The sequence below is a fragment of the Mesorhizobium sp. M0088 genome (genome assembly GCF_040322895.1).
Classification (GTDB): Bacteria; Pseudomonadota; Alphaproteobacteria; order Rhizobiales; family Rhizobiaceae; genus Mesorhizobium.
Genome location: NZ_JAMYUI010000005.1, coordinates 178186 through 196207 on the forward strand (window position 1 = coordinate 178186; position 18022 = coordinate 196207).

General features: G+C 63.9%; 16 protein-coding genes. All 16 read left to right on the plus strand.

The features are described from left to right. Positions 1-813 (plus strand): shikimate dehydrogenase family protein, encoded by an 813-nt coding sequence (locus tag NKJ67_RS08230; RefSeq protein ID WP_352581037.1) that lies wholly within the window; start codon positions 1-3, stop codon positions 811-813. Further along, positions 806-1612: an SDR family NAD(P)-dependent oxidoreductase gene (locus tag NKJ67_RS08235; RefSeq protein ID WP_127268819.1), complete on the plus strand. Its 807-nt coding sequence runs from the start codon at positions 806-808 to the stop codon at positions 1610-1612. Before NKJ67_RS08230 ends, NKJ67_RS08235 begins: the two co-directional genes overlap by 8 nt. Positions 1613-1627: 15 nt before the next feature. Beyond that, the gene (locus NKJ67_RS08240) at positions 1628-1993 is read left to right on the plus strand and encodes a RidA family protein (protein ID WP_502905187.1); all 366 of its coding nucleotides are present in this window, start codon (positions 1628-1630) and stop codon (positions 1991-1993) included. 50 nt (positions 1994-2043) lie between these two features. Next, on the plus strand, positions 2044-2832 hold the full coding sequence (locus NKJ67_RS08245; RefSeq protein WP_164749433.1) for a FadR/GntR family transcriptional regulator: 789 nt from the start codon (positions 2044-2046) through the stop codon (positions 2830-2832). Positions 2833-3142: 310 nt separating this feature from the next. Beyond that, a complete protein-coding gene (locus tag NKJ67_RS08250; protein ID WP_127321703.1) occupies positions 3143-3853 on the plus strand; it encodes an SDR family oxidoreductase in 711 nt (236 codons plus the stop codon). A gap of 11 nt (positions 3854-3864) precedes the next feature. After that, a complete protein-coding gene (locus NKJ67_RS08255; protein ID WP_352581038.1) occupies positions 3865-4614 on the plus strand; it encodes an SDR family NAD(P)-dependent oxidoreductase in 750 nt (249 codons plus the stop codon). Between the two features lie 96 nt (positions 4615-4710). Further along, complete coding sequence (locus tag NKJ67_RS08260; RefSeq protein ID WP_023810154.1) at positions 4711-5661, plus strand: LysR substrate-binding domain-containing protein; 951 nt, start codon at positions 4711-4713, stop codon at positions 5659-5661. A gap of 86 nt (positions 5662-5747) precedes the next feature. Then, on the plus strand, positions 5748-6782 hold the full coding sequence (locus tag NKJ67_RS08265) for an amino acid ABC transporter substrate-binding protein (RefSeq protein WP_127267661.1): 1035 nt from the start codon (positions 5748-5750) through the stop codon (positions 6780-6782). A gap of 82 nt (positions 6783-6864) precedes the next feature. Then, a complete protein-coding gene (locus tag NKJ67_RS08270; protein ID WP_127809346.1) occupies positions 6865-8028 on the plus strand; it encodes an ABC transporter permease subunit in 1164 nt (387 codons plus the stop codon). Positions 8029-8031: 3 nt separating this feature from the next. After that, entirely contained in the window at positions 8032-9111 is a 1080-nt protein-coding gene (locus NKJ67_RS08275; protein ID WP_127267663.1) for an amino acid ABC transporter permease, read from the plus strand. Positions 9112-9122: 11 nt separating this feature from the next. Next, positions 9123-9887: an amino acid ABC transporter ATP-binding protein gene (locus NKJ67_RS08280; protein WP_127267664.1), complete on the plus strand. Its 765-nt coding sequence runs from the start codon at positions 9123-9125 to the stop codon at positions 9885-9887. Between the two features lie 32 nt (positions 9888-9919). Continuing rightward, a complete protein-coding gene (locus NKJ67_RS08285; protein WP_352581039.1) occupies positions 9920-11350 on the plus strand; it encodes an FAD-binding oxidoreductase in 1431 nt (476 codons plus the stop codon). 95 nt (positions 11351-11445) lie between these two features. Then, complete coding sequence (locus tag NKJ67_RS08290) at positions 11446-13116, plus strand: thiamine pyrophosphate-binding protein (protein ID WP_352581040.1); 1671 nt, start codon at positions 11446-11448, stop codon at positions 13114-13116. After that, the gene (locus NKJ67_RS08295; protein WP_352581041.1) at positions 13113-15206 is read left to right on the plus strand and encodes a hydantoinase/oxoprolinase family protein; all 2094 of its coding nucleotides are present in this window, start codon (positions 13113-13115) and stop codon (positions 15204-15206) included. Before NKJ67_RS08290 ends, NKJ67_RS08295 begins: the two co-directional genes overlap by 4 nt. Further along, positions 15203-16822: a hydantoinase B/oxoprolinase family protein gene (locus NKJ67_RS08300; protein WP_127320509.1), complete on the plus strand. Its 1620-nt coding sequence runs from the start codon at positions 15203-15205 to the stop codon at positions 16820-16822. The genes NKJ67_RS08295 and NKJ67_RS08300 overlap by 4 nt, the downstream gene beginning before the upstream one ends. Beyond that, the gene (locus NKJ67_RS08305; RefSeq protein ID WP_128363403.1) at positions 16819-18021 is read left to right on the plus strand and encodes a pyridoxal phosphate-dependent aminotransferase; all 1203 of its coding nucleotides are present in this window, start codon (positions 16819-16821) and stop codon (positions 18019-18021) included. Before NKJ67_RS08300 ends, NKJ67_RS08305 begins: the two co-directional genes overlap by 4 nt. Position 18022: the final 1 nt, after the last annotated feature.

Here is an 18022-nt window from a genome sequence, read left to right on the forward strand (position 1 = left end):
ATGCGCGGAACCGGCAAGGCCGAGATCTTCGTGATGCTGGCCCATCCCGTGGCCCATGCCAAGAGTCCCGGCATATTCAACGAGATCTTCGAGCAGAAGGGCCTCGACAGCCTCATGGTGCCCTTGAGCTGCCGCCCGGAGGATTTCGAGACCTTCTGGGCCGGCATCACGGCAGCCGAGAATATCAGGGGCGTGATCATCTCGGTGCCGTACAAGGTTGCGGTCTACCACAAATGCTCCGCCGCGCATGACCGCGCCGCGCGGGTGGAAAGCGCCAACTCGGTGCGACGGCTGCCGGATGGCAGCTGGTATGCCGACAATTTCGACGGCGTCGGCTTCATCGATGCGCTCAAGGCGAACGGACATCAGATCGCCGGCCGCCGTATTCTTCAAGTCGGTGCCGGTGGCGCCGGTGCCTCGCTCGCCTATTGTCTCGCGGAAGCCGGCGCCGACGAAATCCGCCTTACAGACATCGATACGGTGCGTGCCGGGAAACTCGCGGCGCTGGTTGGCCGCGCGTTCTCGAAATGCCGCATCCAGGTCGGAGAGGCCGAGCCTTCCGGCATGCATATGGCGATCAACGCCACGCCTGTCGGCATGCATGCCGGCGATCCGCTGCCGCTTGACGTCAGCCGGCTGACCCCGGATATGACGGTCGTGGACATCATCATGGAGCCTGCGGAAACCGCTCTGCTGCGGGCGGCCAAGGGGATCGGCTGCCGCGTTCAACCGGGACGCCCGATGATGGATTTCCAGGTCCGGGCGATGTCCGAATTCTTCGACATCGAAGGCAAGGACCGCGGCCATGGCTGAGACACCGACTGCCGTCGTCATCGGCGGCACCTCCGGCATCGGGCGCGCTATCGCGCAGCGCTTCGCCGAAGACGGTTATCATGTGGTCGTCTCCGGCCGGGATGCGACGAGGGGCAATGAGGCGGCCGGCTCCTGCCAGGCGGCGGGCGCGCCGCGTGCGCTGTTTGTCCAGACAGATGTCGCAGATAGCGGCTCAGTCGAGGCTCTGGCACGGATTGTCAGCGACGGGTTCGGCACGCCTCACGTCGTCGTCAACTGCGCCGGCATCTTGCAGAGCGGCAAGTACGTCCTTGATCAGGATCTGGACGAGGACGAGAAGATGTGGCGGGTGAATTATCGCGGCACGCTGTTGGGGTGCCAGGTGTTTGGCCGGCTGATGTCGGCCGCCAGGCGAGGCGCGATCCTGAATGTCGGCTCGCTCGCCTCTTTCGCGCCGCTGTCGCTGCCGGCCTACACGCCGGGAAAGCATGCGGTCCTGGCCCTGACCCAGATCCTCGCCGCCGAACTCGGCCCGCATGGCGTTCGCGTCAATGCGGTCGCGCCCGGCTATACACTTTCCGATGGTTTGAAGACCAAGATCGCCAGGGGTGAACGCAACCCCGAAGCCATACAGGCCACCACGGCGCTGCGACGCTTCGTCGAGCCGCGCGATGTCGCCGAGGCGGCATTGTTCCTCTGCTCGGAGCGCGCCGCTTCGATTACCGGCGTCACCTTGCCGGTCGACGCCGGCTGGCTGGTTCAGGCGCCTTACGCACAATATCTGCAGGGAAATCCCATCCGGCAAACGCCGGCTATCTGACAAGGATAAAATCCAGTGAGCAATACCCGGCCAGCGAGCGACATCCAGCGCTTCGACTTCGATACCCGCATCCACCATGGCGTCATCCATAACGGCACGCTCTACCTCACCGGCCAGGTCGCGAGGCCCGGCCAGTCCGCGGCCGACCAGATGCGCGAGGTGCTCGGCAAGATCGATGCGCTGCTTGGCAAGGCTGGCACGGACAAGACCCGCATCCTTCATGTGCAGATGTGGCTGGACGACATCAGGGATTTCGACGAGGTCAATGCGGTGTGGGACGCCTGGATGCCCGGGGAGCACGCACCGGCGCGCTCATCGGGCGAAGGACGGATGGCGAAGCCCGGAATGCTGGTCGAGCTGATCGTCACCGCGGCGGTTTGAATGGTCCTGCCGGTTCGGGCATCATCCCGAATCTGGCGAGAGGGAGACTGATGACGAAGCGCAAGCCGCTTTCCACCGTCGTGGCGGAGAGCCTGTCCGAGAAGATCCGTTCCGGACAGCTGCTGCCCGGCGCGCAATTGCCGACTGAGGCGGAGCTTTGCGCCGAGTACGATGTCAGCCGCACCGTGGTGCGGGAAGCTGTGGCGCGACTGCGTTCCGAAGGCCTGGTGGTGCCGCAGCAGGGGCGCGGCATGTTCGTCAGCGAGACGCCGGCGCCGCGCAACTTCTCGATACCGGACGAAGCGCTCAGGACCTTGCCGGAAACCATTGCGCTGCTCGAGCTGAGGTTGAGCGTCGAGGTGGAGTCGGCGGGATTGTGCGCGGAACGGCGCACCGATGCGGAAGCCAGCGCGATCCGCACCTTGATGGAACAGGTCGACGCCCAGCAGGCCGATCCCGCCGTCGTCCAGATCCACTACGACTATGATTTCCACCTGGCGATCGCCAAGGCGGCACGAAATGAATTCATTCACGGTTTCCTAAGCTATCTCGGGCCGATGATCGTCCCGCGCTTCCAGCTCGGCTATCTGGTCACGCCCGAACTCAAGGACAGCTACTACGCGCGCATACACAGCGAACATAAGACAATCGTCGACGCCATCGAAAGGCAGGATGGCCGCGCCGCCCGCCAGGCCATGCGCAAGCACCTGCACAACAGTCTCGGGCGGGTGCGCGCCCTGGCCCGAGCCTCTGGCGTGGAGGCAATCGAAGCCGAGCAGAAGGCGGCGGCGGCCTCACTTTTCACCGACATGAAAAGGCCTGCCTCGACAGGCGGATGAGGCTGTCTCGACAGGCGCATGAGGCCTCGCGAATTCGATCGCATCGGCGCGCCTGGGCCGAAAATTAGACATCCATTGCGAAAGCCGTGTTTTTTGTTCCGTCACCGGCTGCGCGGGTTTCCCAAGGGCTGAAGGCGCCAGCTTGCCAGCGTTTCCTTGGGTTTTCGGCTGCTGCGGTTATCCGAACACCCCAACGGATTTTGGAGGCATCCGAAATTTTCGAAAGTTTATCTTTCCTTTTTGCTGGTTTTCTTGGTTTCGCGGCATCGGCCTGGGCCGCAAACTGAAACGGACAATCAGGAAAGCCCACGTGACGACAGCCTTCATCACCGGTGCGACGAGCGGCATAGGGCGGGCCATCGCGATCGCGCTGAGCGACGCCGGCTACGACGTCTATGCGGTCGGGCGCAGCCAGGCCGCGCTCAAGGAGCTGCAGGCACAGCGGCCCGGCATCGTGCCGATTGCCGTCGACGTCACCGACCGCGAGGCCCTGGAAGCGGCCCTGGCGGATCTCACCATCGACGTGCTGATCAACAATGCCGGGGTCATGCCGCCGCTCGGCAACTTCGCCGATATGAAGATCGCTGACATCGACACCACGCTCGAGGTGAACCTCAGCGCGGCAATCCTGCTCACGCGCCTCGTCGTCCCGCAAATGCGCGAGCGGCAGTCCGGGCATGTATTGTTCACCGGCTCCACGGCGGGCCACGCGGCATACTCCAACATTGCCGTCTATTCAGCGACCAAGGCGGCGATATCAGGCTTTGCAGCAGCGCTGCGCGCCGACCTCTCCCCATCCGGCGTACGCGTCACCGAGATCGTTGCCGGCCGTGTCGAGACGCAGCTCTACCAGGACATCCTCGACGCCAACGCGCGCGCAGCCATGTACGCCAGCAAAGTGGTGCAACCGGATGACGTGGCCAGGATGGTCGTCGCTGTGCTTGGGCTCCCCGCATGGGCCGACGTTACCCGTTTCGACATCATGCCGACTTGGCCAACCTCGCCAAGCGGTACCAAGTAAGGAAAACTGGGATGAAAGATCTTTCCGTTCTGATCGTTGGCGGTGGTGCCGGCCTCGGTGCCCTCTTAGCCGAGATGGCTGTCGAGGCCGGAGCGGCAAAGATCGGCATCATCGACATCAACCAGGAAGCCGCCGAGTCCGCGCTGGCGACCGCGAAGGCCAGGGGACTGCCTACCGCAACCGCTCTTTGCGACATCCAGGTAGGCCCACAGTGCCACGCCGCATTCGAGGCGATCGTTTCGAAACTCGGGCGCGTCGACACGCTGATCAATTGTGCCGCGATATACCCTCGCCGCCCGCTCCTCGAAATCACCGACGCCGACTGGGATGCCTCCAACGGCATCAACATCAAGGGCACCTACCACATGATGGTGGCGGCGGTTCGCCACATGCAATCGCAGGAGCCGAAGAGCCGCGTCCGCGGGCGGATCGTGAACCTGACCTCGGTCGACGCCTTCAAGGCGCATCCGCAGAACGCTCACTATGCGGCGACCAAGGCCGCCGTCGTCAGCCTTACCCGATCCTTTGCCCATCACGTGGCGAAGGACGGCATTCTGGTGAATTCGGTGGCGCCGGCCGGCATGGCGACGGAGAAGGCGAAAGCGCTCGGCTTCCTGGAGGAACTGGCCAAGGCGAGCCCGCTCGGCCGCGGTGCCGAGCCAAAGGAGATTGCCGAATGGGTGCTGATGACGGGCAGCCCCAAGAACACTTACATGACCGGTGAAAACGTAATTGTTTCAGGTGGTTACATATACGCCTAAGCCTCTTTCGCCGCGGGCGACTGAACTCTGGCAGTGCATGACCGAGGCAGTGCATGACCGACCGGAACACAAGCAGGGAAAGGAACGGAATTTTCGATGACCGGCAAGCTGCGCCTCCCCTCGCTGAATGCTCTGCGCGTGTTCCACGCGGTCGCGCAGCACAAGAGCTTTCGGCAGGCGGCGGATGAATTGCTGGTCACGCCGCAGGCCGTCGGACAGCAGATCAAGCTTCTGGAGGATACGCTCCAGGTAACGCTGTTCGAGCGTAAGGGCCGGTCGATCGAACTGACCGAGTCGGCCATTCTTCTGTCGCACTATGTCAAAGCCGGCTTCAACGAGTTTGCCGAAGGCGTTCGCCGCGTCACCAAGTCGAACTATCGGGACCGCATCAACCTGAATGCGAGCCCATACTTCGCCACGCACTATCTCCTGCCGCGGCTTTCGTTGTTTCGGGAAATCTTGCCGGGCGCGGACCTGCGCCTGACGACCATGGTCGACCTGCCCGATTTCGGGCGCGACGATATCGATATGACGGTCCAGTGGGGCTACGGCAACTGGTCCGACTATGAAACCACGTTGCTGGTGCCGGACCCGAAGATCATCTGCTGCACGCCGGCGATCGGCGAAAGGATCAAGTCGGCGCATGATCTGACACAGTTCACGTTGCTCGACACCGTCAAGTCGAAGCGTCTGTGGCCGGACATATTGCGCCACCTTGGCGTGGAGCTGACGGATGGCGACCGCAGCATCAGCTTCGACGACGCCGCGACCATGCGCCGGGCGACCTTGCAAGGCATAGGTGTGGGCTTGGTTTCCGTCATCGACGCCGAGGAAGATTTCCGGGCGGGCACGCTGGTCGCGCCGATCGGCCGCGACGCCATTGCCGACATGAAGCCGGAGGAAGTCCCGGGCTTCTATCTTGTCGTCCCACGCGGACATCTGCGCGTGAAGGCGGTCGCGGCACTTCACCGATGGCTGGCTCAGCAGGATTGGCGCGGCGACCTCACGATTTCCTCGTTACCGAAACCGGCCCCGCTTTCCGACTAGAAGCGGCTTCGAGACCGAGGCCCGAAAGACGCCTTTCGGGCCTCCAACAACAAGAAACCAAACAACCTCAACAGTGGAGACGGAACATGAAAATGATGAAATGGGGGGCTTCGGCCCTGGCCCTTGGCCTCGTGCATTTTGCGGCGCCGGCGGAAGCCGCCGGCGGCAAGACGCTCGAAACCGTCAAGGCACGCGGCATGCTGAACTGCACCGGCCATGACGGCTCCTATCTCGGCTTCGCCGAGGTGGACGACAAGGGCAACTGGAAGGGCATGGACATCGACCTCTGCAAGGCGGTGGCCGCGGCCGTGTTCGGCGACCCTGCGAAGCTGAAAGTCGTTCCTATCAGCTGGGCCCAGCGCTGGCCGGCCCTGCAGTCCGGCGATGTCGACATCATCGTCAAGGCCTCGGGCGGCACGCTCAGCCGCGACACCGAACTTGGGCTGCAGTTCTCCATGTCCTACTATCTCGGGACCACCAAGGTGATGGCGCACAAGGAGCTGAACCTCAAGTCGCTCAAGGATGCCGCCGGCGGCACGATCTGCATTCCCGCCGGCACCTCGCAGGAACAGCAGGTCGCTGCCTATACTGCCAAGCTCGGCATCAAGCTCGAACCGGTGCTCATCGAGAAGACCGAGGAGCTCGAGCAGGCCTATTTCTCGGGACGCTGCGATCTTTATGCGCAGTGGGGTCCGACACTGGCCATTGCGCGCATCGCCAAGAGCAAGGTCGACGACCATGTCATCCTGCCCGACGTGCTCGCCGTCGAGCCTGAAGTCATGATCATGCGGCAAGGCGACGACAACTGGGTCGACATCGCCAACTGGACGCTGAGCACGCTGATCTTTGCCGAGCAGGAAGGCATCACCTCGAAGAACGTCGACGAGATAAAGGCCAAGCCGACTTCACCGCAGGTCGCCAAATTCCTCGGCGTCACGCCAGGCATGGGCAAGGGTCTCGGGCTCTCCGACGACTGGGCCTACAAGGTGATCAAGAACGTCGGCAACTACGGCGAAATCTTCGATCGCGATCTCGGCAAGGACTCGCCCTACAAGATGGATCGCGAACTGACCAATTTGTGGAACAATGGCGGTGTCCTGTTCCCGCTGGTTGTTGATTGATCCGTTCTGAACGCATCCCGCTCCAGGTCCCGCCCGGCTCCCGCCCGGCGGGACCGCGCGGCAATTCGGGAAGGATTTCTGAATGGTCAGCCTGCTGAGAAATCAAAAAGTCCGCAACGCACTGTTGCAGATCCTGTATGTCGGCTCGATCGCCGCGATGGTGCTTGCCGGCATTGTGATCGCCAGACAGAACCTGGCGGCGCAGGGGATCACCTCCGGATTCGACTTCCTGTTCAAGTCGACGGGCTGGGACCTGAACTTCTCGCTGCTGCCCGCCACGGCCAACGACCCTTATTGGTGGTACTTCCTCATCGGGATCATCAATACGCTGTTTCTGGGAACCGTCGGCCTGACGCTGGCGACGATCGTCGGAACGATCGTCGGCCTGGCGCGGACTTCCTCGAACGAATTGGCCCGGCTGCTCGGCCGCACCTATGTGGACATCTTCCGAAACATCCCGCTGATCCTCCAGGTTTTTTTCTGGTATGCCGTCATCACCCATCTGCCGACGCCGCGCGCCGCGCATGAGGGATGGGGCTTTCTCCTCACCAGCCGGGGGCTTTACATCCCGTTCCCCAATGTCAGCAGCGCCGCGCTCGCTGCGGCGACATTGGCTGTGATTGCCGCCATCGCGCTGCCGATCTGGCTGGGCAGGACATCGCGCCTCAGCCTGCCGGTCGGCCAGCGTGGCGGCATTCAGCTTGCCGGCACGGCGGCGGCACTTGCCTGCGCGGCCATCGTTCTGGTGGCCGGCCGCCTGGCCGACTCGCCGCTACTCGATTTTCCGGCGCTGCAAGGTCTCAATCTGCGAGGCGGCCTGCGCATTCCGCCGGAGTTTGCGACACTGGCCATCGCGATCGCCATCTATGGCGGCTCCTACATCGCCGAGATCGTGCGCGGCGGGTTCAAGGCTGTCGGCAAGGGCCAGGTCGAGGCGGCTCTTTCCCTGGGCCTCGGCCCGTGGCGGGTCTTCATGCTGGTGCGGCTGCCGCTGGCACTACGCGCCATGCTGCCAATCCTCGCCAACCAGTATGTCTGGCTGATGAAGGCGACCACAATGGGCATCGCGGTGGGCTTCACCGATTTCTTCATGATCGTGGCGCTGACGATCAACCATTCCGGCCAGACAATCGAAGCGATCGGCATCCTGATGGCTGGCTTCCTCGTCATCAACCTCAGCCTCGCCGCCATCTTCAACCGCATCAACAAAGCAATCGCCCTCAAGGGCAACCAGTTGAGGGGGTGAGGGATGGAAATGGTCGTTGTCGCCCCTCCTGCCATTGGCAAGATCGAGGATCTGAGGCGGCGCTTCTTTGCGACGCCCCTGCAGGCATTGCTGTCGCTGGCTTCCCTGGCGGTCATGGTCTTCCTGGCCTGGAAGCTCCTGAATTGGGCGGTTTTCTCGGCTGTCTTCACGACGAGCGGCGGACCCGAAGCCTGCCAAGCGGCGGCGGGAGCCTGCTGGTCGGTCATTGCCGCGCGATGGCGCATCATCCTGTTCGGCCTCTATCCCTATGACGAGCAGTGGCGGTCGGCCCTGGCTTGCCTGATCGTCGTGGTCATGACGGTGCTAAGTTGCGTTCCAGCCTTCTGGACGGGTCGCCGCATCGCACTCGTATGGGGAGCCGGAACGGCGCTTTTCTACGTGCTGATGAAGGGCGGCGTGCTTGGTCTGCCCTATGTCGGCGAGGAGGCCTGGGGCGGACTGGCGCTGACCCTGTTCATCTTCGTGACCACCTGCCTGATCGGCTTCCCGCTGGCGATCTGCCTGGCGCTGCTGCGCCGCTCCGGCCTGCCATGGATTTCCCGCACCACCGGCCTCATCATCGACGGGGTGCGTTCATTGCCTCTGATCTCGATCCTGTTCACCTTCGCCATCGTGCTGCCGTTCGCACTGCCGCAATGGCTGGTGGGCGACAAGCTGTACCGGGTGATCCTGGGCTCGGCCCTGTTTTTTTCCGCCTACCAGGCGGAGATCGTCAGGGGTGGGATGCAGGGCGTTCCCAGTGGGCAAGAAGAGGCAGCCATGGCGCTTGGCATGCGCTATTGGCAGCGCGTCGGCCGCATTCTTCTACCGCAGGCCATGCGCAATGCGCTGCCGGCGACGATCAACCAGTTCGTGATCTCGTTCAAGGAAACTTCGCTGGTGATCATCGTCGGCTTCTTCGAGATCCTGGCCTCCGGCAATGCCGCCTACGGCACCGGCGAGTGGCGCTTCGCCTATGTCGAGGTCTATGCCTTCATCGCCTTCATCTACTTCATCTTCGTGTTCAGCCTGTCCCGCTATGGCGCCTTTCTCGAGCGCCGTATGTCGGTCGGCGAACGATAGGGGGCGTTTACGTGATTTCAGGAAACTCGCCCCGATCCAGCGGCCCCGCGGTGCTGATCGAAAATCTCGACAAATATTACGGGACATTCCAGGCGCTGCGAAAGGTGAGCTTGTCCGTGGATCGCGGCGAGAGGATCGTCGTCTGCGGCCCGTCCGGCTCCGGCAAGTCCACCATGATCCGCTGCATCAACCGTCTGGAGCAGCACAATGGCGGCCGGATCACCGTGCTCGGCACCGAGCTCAACGACGATGTCGGCAACATCGACGGGATCAGGCGGGAAGTCGGCATGGTGTTCCAGCACTTCAACCTGTTTCCACACATGACGGTGCTGGAGAACTGCATGCTCGCGCCCATGATCGTACGCAAGGTGCCGCGCGCGGATGCCGAGGCGACCGCCCGGCGCTATCTGGAGAAGGTACGCATTCCCGAACAGGCGATGAAGTATCCCGGTCAGTTGTCCGGCGGCCAGCAACAGCGGGTCGCGATAGCGCGTGCCCTTTGCATGCAGCCCGAGATCATGCTGTTCGATGAGCCGACCTCTGCGCTCGACCCGGAAATGATCGCGGAAGTGCTCGACGTCATAGTCACGCTCGCCTCCGAAGGCATGACAATGATCTGCGTCACGCATGAGATGGGTTTTGCGCGCCGGGTTGCCGACCGGGTAATTTTCATGGATGGAGGCGAGATCGTCGAACAGGCGCCTCCCGATGAATTCTTCACCTCCTCCCGCAACGAGCGCACGCGGCAGTTCCTGTCGCAGGTGCTTGGTCACTGATCGATGCAACGATCCCGCGTCAGGCCGCAGCCATGTCCGTGACTGATCCCGTCACCGCCTTGCGCGAGATGCTCGGACCGAAAGGCTGGCTTTCGGGCAGCGATGCAAGGCCCTATCAGCGCGATTGGCTCGATCGCTACGGCGTCGCGGCTCTGGGCGTGGCCAGGCCTGCGGATACCTCCGAAGTGGCCAGTGTCGTAAAGACATGCCACGCGGCCGGCCTGGCGGTCGTGCCGCAAGGCGGCAACACCGGGCTTTGCGGCGGCGCCGTCGCCGATCGGCCGGATGCGGTGATCGTTTCGCTTTCGCGCATGACGGCGATCGGCAAACCGGACTTGGACAGCGGCTCGATCCTCGTCGAGGGGGGAGCCGTGCTTGCCGCGCTGCACGAGGCGCTGGAACCGCACGGCCTGATGTTTCCGATGCATCTTGGCGCGGAAGGCAGCGCCAGGATCGGCGGCCTGGTCGGCACCAATGCCGGCGGCAGCCAGGCGTTCCGGTATGGCATGATGCAAGACCTCGTGCTTGGCCTGGAGGTCGTGACCCCTGACGGAGCGATATGGAACGGGCTGCGCGCGGTGCAGAAGGACAATGCCGGCTATCAGTTGCGCAAGCTCTATTGCGGCGCGGAAGGAACGCTTGGCATCGTGACGCGCGCGATCCTGCGGCTCTACCCGATGCCGCGGCGGCAGGCGAGCGCGCTTGTCGTCATGCCCGATTTCGCCGCGGCGGTTTCGTTTGGCACCTTTCTGCGGGGCGAGGCGGGGGAATTCCTGACCGGGCTCGAGTTCTTCTCCGACATCGGGCTGGGACTGGCCCTGAAACACCTGCCCGACCTAGCCTACCAGTTGGAGGCACGCGGCGAGGTCTATGTGCTGGTCGAACTGGCATCGGGCGCCCCCCGCGTTCCGCTCGACGAGATACTGGCTTCGGCGCTGGAGTGGGGCATGGAGCAAGGCCTGGTGCTGGACGGAGCATTGGCGGCGACGGGCGCGCATCGCGCACAATTCTGGCGGCTGCGAGAAGAGCAGCCGGAAGGACAGAGGCTGGAAGGTGAGCAACTGAAACACGACATCTCGGTGCCTCCGGGCGCTATCGCCCGTTTCGTCGAGGCCGGCGCAGAGATCTGCGACGACATTCTTCCCGGCGTGCGGATAAACCCGTTCGGGCATCTCGGCGACGGCAACATCCACTACAATCTGTCGCCGCCGGAAGGCCGCGCCGATTTTGACGGCAAGGCCGAGCGGTTCGCCGAGGCGCTATCGTCGCTCGCCACGCAATTGGGCGGCAGTTTCGCGGCCGAGCATGGACTTGGCCGCGCAAAGATCGCCATGGCCGACCGAAACCGCAGTCCATTGGAACGCGAACTCATGGCGCGGCTCAAGGATGCATTCGATCCACGGGACACGATGAATCCGGGCGTGCTGGTGCACGCTGCTCGGCAAAGAAAAACTTTCGAATAGACGGCATTTCTTGATTTCGCCCCGAACCGCCTGCGTGCACCTATGAACCGAAGGCAGGCTCGATCGACCTGCCGCCAAAGTGAGGATGTCGAAGCATGATCCGCAATGGCGGCCGCCTTCTCGTCGAGTGCCTGATCGGGCTTGGCGCGACCAGGAGCTTCGGCGTGCCCGGAGAAAGTTATCTGGCCGTCCTGGACGCGCTGCACGACACGCAGGGAAAGCTGGACTACACGCTTTGCCGCAATGAAGGCGGCGCGGCGTTCATGGCCTCGGCCTACGGCAAGTTGACCGGCTCGCCAGGCATCTGTTTCGTGACGCGCGGCCCAGGCGCCACCAACGCCAGCATCGGCATTCACACGGCCATGCAGGACAGTTCGCCGATGATCCTGTTCGTCGGCCAGGTCGGCACCGACATGAAGGGCCGCGAAGCGTTTCAGGAAATCGACTACCGGGCGGTGTTCGGCACGGTCGCCAAATGGGCGGTCGAGATCGACGATGTCGCGCGCCTGCCCGAGATTGTGGCGCGGGCATGGACGACCGCATTGACCGGACGACCTGGTCCCGTCGTGGTCGCGCTGCCCGAGGACATGCTGACCACCATGACTGAAGCGGCTCCGCTCAGCGCACCGGCGGCCATTTTCGAGCCGGCACCGGCGCCGGAAGCGATCGCTTCGGCCTTCAAGCTGCTGGCCAAGGCCGAGAGGCCGGTCCTGCTCATGGGCGGCGCCAACTGGACCGTGGACGGACGCGCGGCGCTACAGGCTTTCGCAGAGGCTTCCGACATCCCTGTCGTGGCGGCCTTTCGCTATCAGGACCAGTTCGACAACCATTCGCCGGTCTTTGTCGGCGAGGCCGGCGTCGGCATGGTGGCGCATGTCAAAGCCCTGCTCCGCGAGGCCGACGTGATCCTGGCCGTCAATGTGCGTTTTGGCGAGATGACCACGGACGGCTATACGCTGCTGTCCGTGCCGGTGCCGCGCCAGAAACTGATCCATGTCCATGGCTCCGATCGCGAGATCGGCAAGATCTATGTGCCGGCCATCGGTATCCATGCCGGGCCGAACGCTTTTGCCCGGGCGTTGACGCCCGTCAAAGGCGGCTGGGCGGACTGGCGCGCCGCGGCCCGCAAAGCCTATGAAGGGACATTCGGCGCGCCCGTCCAGCCCGGCCCGGTGGACATGGTGGAGGTCAGCGCCTGGCTGCGCGCAAACCTGCCTGCCGACGTCATTCTCACCAACGGCGCCGGCAATTTCACCGTCTGGCCGAACAAGTTCTTCAAGTTCGGGCCGTACGCACGGCTGCTCGCCCCGCAGTCTGGCGCCATGGGCTACGGCCTGCCGGCGGCAATTGCCGCCAAGGTTGCGTTTCCAGAACGCACGGTCGTCTGCTTTGCCGGCGACGGCGACTTCCAGATGAATTGCCAGGAACTCGGAACCGCTATGCAGGCTGGCGCGCAGCCGATCGTGCTGATCCTCAACAACGGCATCTACGGCACGATCCGCGCCCATCAGGAGCGCCACCATCCGGCGCGCGTTTCGGGCACGTCGCTCGAAAACCCTGATTTCGTGACACTGGCTAAGGCCTATGGCTTCCATGCCGAGCGGGTCGAGGCGACGCGCGATTTCGCGGCGGCGTTCGATCGGGCGCTCGGATCCGTGACGGGAGCGGTCCTCGACATCGCCATATCTCCCGAAGCGCTGACGCCCCGACAGACCCTTTCCCAGATGCGTGACGCCGCGCTCGCTTCCCAGAAGGCCAAGGCATGACCTCCAAAGACGACATCCGTCTCGGCGCGGACATCGGCGGCACGTTCACCGACGTCGCGCTCGACCTCAGGGGAACGATCTTCTCCACCAAGGTATTGACCAATTACGCGGCGCCCGAGCAGGCGATCCTGGACGGCATTGCCGTCGTCACGCGCGATGCCGGTATCGCGCTTGCCGAGATCGGCATCATCATCCACGGCACGACGCTGGCGACGAATGCGCTCATCGAACGCCGTGGCGCCAAGACCGCACTGGTCACCACCGAAGGGTTCCGCGATGTCATCGAGATGCGGACCGAAAACCGTTTCGAGCAGTATGACCTCGACCTGCAGCTGCCGGCGCCGCTAATCCCGCGCGAGCACCGTTTCACGGTAAAGGGCCGGATCGGTGCGGAAGGCCAGGAGCTTCAACCGCTCGACGAAGCCGCCCTGGAAGGCATCGCCGACCGGATCGCGGCCGGCGGTTTCGGCTCCGTGGCGATCGGCTTCATCCATGCCTACACCAACCCTGATCATGAGCGCCGGGCACGCGCTATCCTGTCCCGCAAGCTTACCATCCCGATTTCGATCAGCGCCGAAGTCTCGCCGCAGATGCGCGAGTTCGAACGCTTCAACACGGTCTGCGCCAACGCCTATGTGCGGCCGCAGATGGCGGACTATCTCGCGCGTTTCCAGACTCGCTTGAAGGAGATGGGCGCCGAGTGCCCGGTCTTCATGATCCATTCGGGGGGCGGTCTGATCTCGGTGGAGACGGCCTCGGAATTTCCCGTGCGCCTCGTTGAGTCCGGCCCGGCCGGCGGCGCCATCTTCGCCGCCGACATCGCCAGGCGATTCGGCCTGGAAAAGGTCGTCTCCTATGACATGGGCGGCACCACTGCAAAGATCTGCCTGATCGAGGATTATGCGCCGCGCACCGCCAGAACCTTCGAAGTGGCGCGTACCTATCGCTTCTGCAAAGGTTCCGGCATGCCGATCTCCATTCCCGTGATCGAGATGATCGAGATCGGCGCCGGCGGCGGCTCGATCGCCTGGGTCGACGCCATGGGCCGCATCCAGACCGGTCCCGAAAGTGCCGGATCGGAACCTGGCCCGGCCTGCTACGGCCGCGGCGGCAGGCGCCCGGCCATCACAGATGCCGACCTGGTGCTCGGCAAGCTCGATCCCGACAATTTCGCTGGCGGCGCCATCAGGCTGGACACGTCCGCATCCGAACAGGCGATCCTGCGCGATGTCGGCGAACGCCTGTCGCTCGATGCCATGGCGACGGCCTTCGGCATCTGCGAGGTGGTGGACGAGAACATGGCCAATGCCGCCCGCGTCCATGCTGTCGAAAACGGCAAAAACATTTCCGACAACGTGATGATCGCCTTCGGTGGCGCGGCCCCGCTTCACGCCGCAAGGCTTTGCGAGAAACTCGGCATCGACCAGTGCATCGTCCCCAAGGGCGCGGGCGTCGGATCGGCGATCGGCTTCCTCAAGGCTCCGTTCGGCTACGAAGCCCTGGCATCCCGGCTGACGCGGCTGTCGCAGTTCAAGCCGGCCGAGGCCAATGCTTTGCTCGATGACCTCAAAGTGTCAGCCGAAAGCTTCGTGCGGGCAGGGGCCAACGGTACGATCACATGCGAAATCACCGCCTTCATGCGCTACGCCGGCCAGGGCTGGGAAATCCCCGTGCCGCTGCCGGACGAGCCGTTCGGCAATGATGCCGCAACCACGCTCGAGGATTTGTTCCAGGCGAATTACCAACGCTTCTTCGGCCGCGCCATCGAAGGACTTGGCGGCCTGGAGATCGAGATCGTCACCTGGTCCGTGAAGGCGACGGATGTCCGGCCTCCTGTCGCCAGGCACGAGCTGATCACCGGCAAGCGGACCACTCAGCCGGCAACAAGCCGCGCGGTGTTCGATCCGGCCAGCGGTGCGCCGCGGACCTATGGCATCGTCGAACGGGAGGGGCTGTGCACCGGCGATCGGGTGGCGGGCCCGGTCATCATCGTCGAACGCGAGACGTCCACCGTCGTCACCACGAGCTTCGACGCCGTCATCCAGAGCGACGGCGCGATCCTTCTGATCCGCAAAGGCAGCCAGGCATGAGCGACATCAGTGAAATCCGCATGCAGGTCATGTGGAACCGGTTGATCTCGGTGGTCGAGGAGCAGGCCCTCACCTTGCTGCGCACGGCTTTCTCGACATCGGTGCGCGAATCCGGCGACCTGTCGGCGGGCGTGTTCGATCCCCGCGGCCAGATGCTGGCACAGGCGGTGACGGGAACGCCCGGCCATGTCAACACCATGGCCGAGGCGGTGCTGCATTTCATGAACGAAATCCCGCGCGAAACCATGTTCGAGGGCGACACCTACGTCACCAATGACCCCTGGTTGGGCACGGGCCACCTGCACGACATCACCATGGTGTCGCCGTCGTTCCTGAACGGCGAATTGGTTGCGTTCTTCGCCTGCACGGCGCATGTGGTCGATGTCGGTGGGCGCGGCTTCGGCGCTGACGGCAAGTCGGTCTACGAGGAAGGCATCCAGATCCCGATCATGAAGTTCGCGGAGAAGGGCAAGGTCAATCTCGATCTCGTCAGGATCCTGCGCGCCAACGTCCGCGAGCCGAACCAGGTCGTCGGCGATTTCTATTCGCTCGCCGCCTGCAACGAAGTCGGCCACCGACGCCTCGTCGACATGATGAAGGAGATCGGCCTGGCATCGCTGGACGGGCTTGGCGAGTTCATCTTCTCGCGCACACGCGACGCCATGGTCGAACGCATCAAGGCGATGCCCAAAGGCAGCTGGTCGAACGCGCTGGTGACCGACGGCTACGACGAGCCGGTGAAACTCGCGGCGACCGTCACGGTTCGGGACGCCGGCGTCGAGGTCGATTTCACCGGTACCGACCCGATGAGCCGATGGGGCATCAACTGCCCGATCATCTACAGCAAGGCCTATGCCTGCTACGCGTTGAAATGCGTGGTGGCGCCCGATATTCCTAACAATGCCGCGTCGCTCGCCTTCTTCACCGTGTCGTCTCCGGTCAACATCCTGAACGCCGTGCGGCCGGCGCCGGTGGCGCTCAGGCACATCTTCGGCCATATGGTTCCCGATCTGGTGCTCGGCGCGATCGCCAAGGCGATGCCCGGCAAGATCCTTGCCGAGGGCGCCGGCGCACTGTGGAACATCCATATCTCGGTTCGGCCGGTCTCCGGCGGTTCGGGCCGCCGCGCCGAGGTGTTGATGTTCAATTCCGGCGGCATGGGCGCGCGCCCCGGCCTCGACGGATTGTCGGCGACGGCCTTCCCCTCCGGCGTCCATACGATGCCGATCGAGGCAACGGAGCACACCGGCCCGATCGTCATCTGGCGCAAGGAGCTGCGGCCCGATTCCGGCGGCGACGGCGAGTTCCGCGGCGGGCTCGGGCAGGTTATCGAAATCGAGGCGATCGAGGGCCATGAATTCGATTTCTCGGCCATGTTCGACCGCGTCAATCATCCCGCCCACGGGCGCAACGGCGGCGGACCTGGAGTGGCCGGCGTGGTCAGGCTGGACGATGGCACGCAGATGCGACCCAAAGGCTGGCAGCATGTTCCGGCTGGCCGTCGGCTGATCCTCCAGTTGCCGGGCGGCGGCGGCTATGGCGATCCGTCCAAGCGCAGCACCGAGGCGCGGGCGAACGACCGCTCCAAGGAATACATTTCGGAGAACGGCAAATGAGCTACATTGCCTCGCGCCTGTCTGCGGTGAAGCCGTCGGCGTCCATGGCTGCTTCGCAAGCAGCCAAGGCCCTGCGCGCCAAGGGCGTCGACGTTATCGATCTTGGCCTGGGCGAGCCGGATTTCCCGACACCGAGCCATATCATCGAAGCGGCGCATTTCGCCGCGAAGGCCGGCCAGACGCTATACACGGGTGCCGCCGGCACGGCCGAGGTGCGCGAAGCCGTGGCCGGCAAGTTCCGCCGCGAAAACGGACTGGACTACACGGCGGACGACGTCGTCGTGGCCAATGGCGCCAAGCAGATCATCTTCAACGCGCTGATGGCGACGCTGGAGTCTGGTGACGAAGCGATCCTGCCGGCGCCCTACTTCGTCTCCTATCCCGAGATGGTGAAGCTGCTCGGCGGCACGCCTGTCGTTATCGAGTGCCCGGAAACTTCCGGCTTCCGGCTGACGCCGGAGCTGCTCGAAAAAGCCATCACTCCAAGGACGAAATGGCTGTTCCTCAACATGCCCGGCAACCCCTCCGGCGCCATATATTCGCAATCGGACCTGCGGGCACTCGGAGCGGTTTTGGCAAGGCATCCGCAGGTGCTGGTGCTTTCCGACGAGATTTACGAGCACATCCTGTTCGACGGACGCGACTTCGTCTCCTTCGGCAAGGCTTGCCCGGAACTCAGGGACCGCACCCTGATCGTCAACGGCGTCTCCAAATCCTATGCGATGACCGGGTGGCGTGTCGGCTATGCCGCCGGGCCGGCGCCGCTCACCAGGGCGATGGCGATCATCCAGAGCCAGTCCTGCACGTCCGTCTGCTCGATCGCGCAAGCGGCGACGGTGGCCGCGCTCAACGGCCCCCAGGACGAGGTGGCACGCTTTCGGCAGGCGTTCGAGGCGCGCCGCGACCTTGTCGTCGACGGCATCAGGCGGATCAACGGTCTTACGCTTTCGCCACCGGAAGGCGCCTTCTATGCCTATATCGGATGCGCCAGCCTGATCGGCCGCAGGACCCCAAAAGGCGTCGTGCTCGAGGATGACACGGCAGTGGCGAATTATCTCCTGAACGAAGGGCGCGTGGCCTCGGTGCCGGGCGCCGCCTATGGACTTTCCCCCTATTTCCGCATCTCGACCGCGACCGGCGAAGAGGTGCTGACCGAAGCGATCGCGCGCATCAACGCCGCCGTCGCGCAAGTGGAGTAAA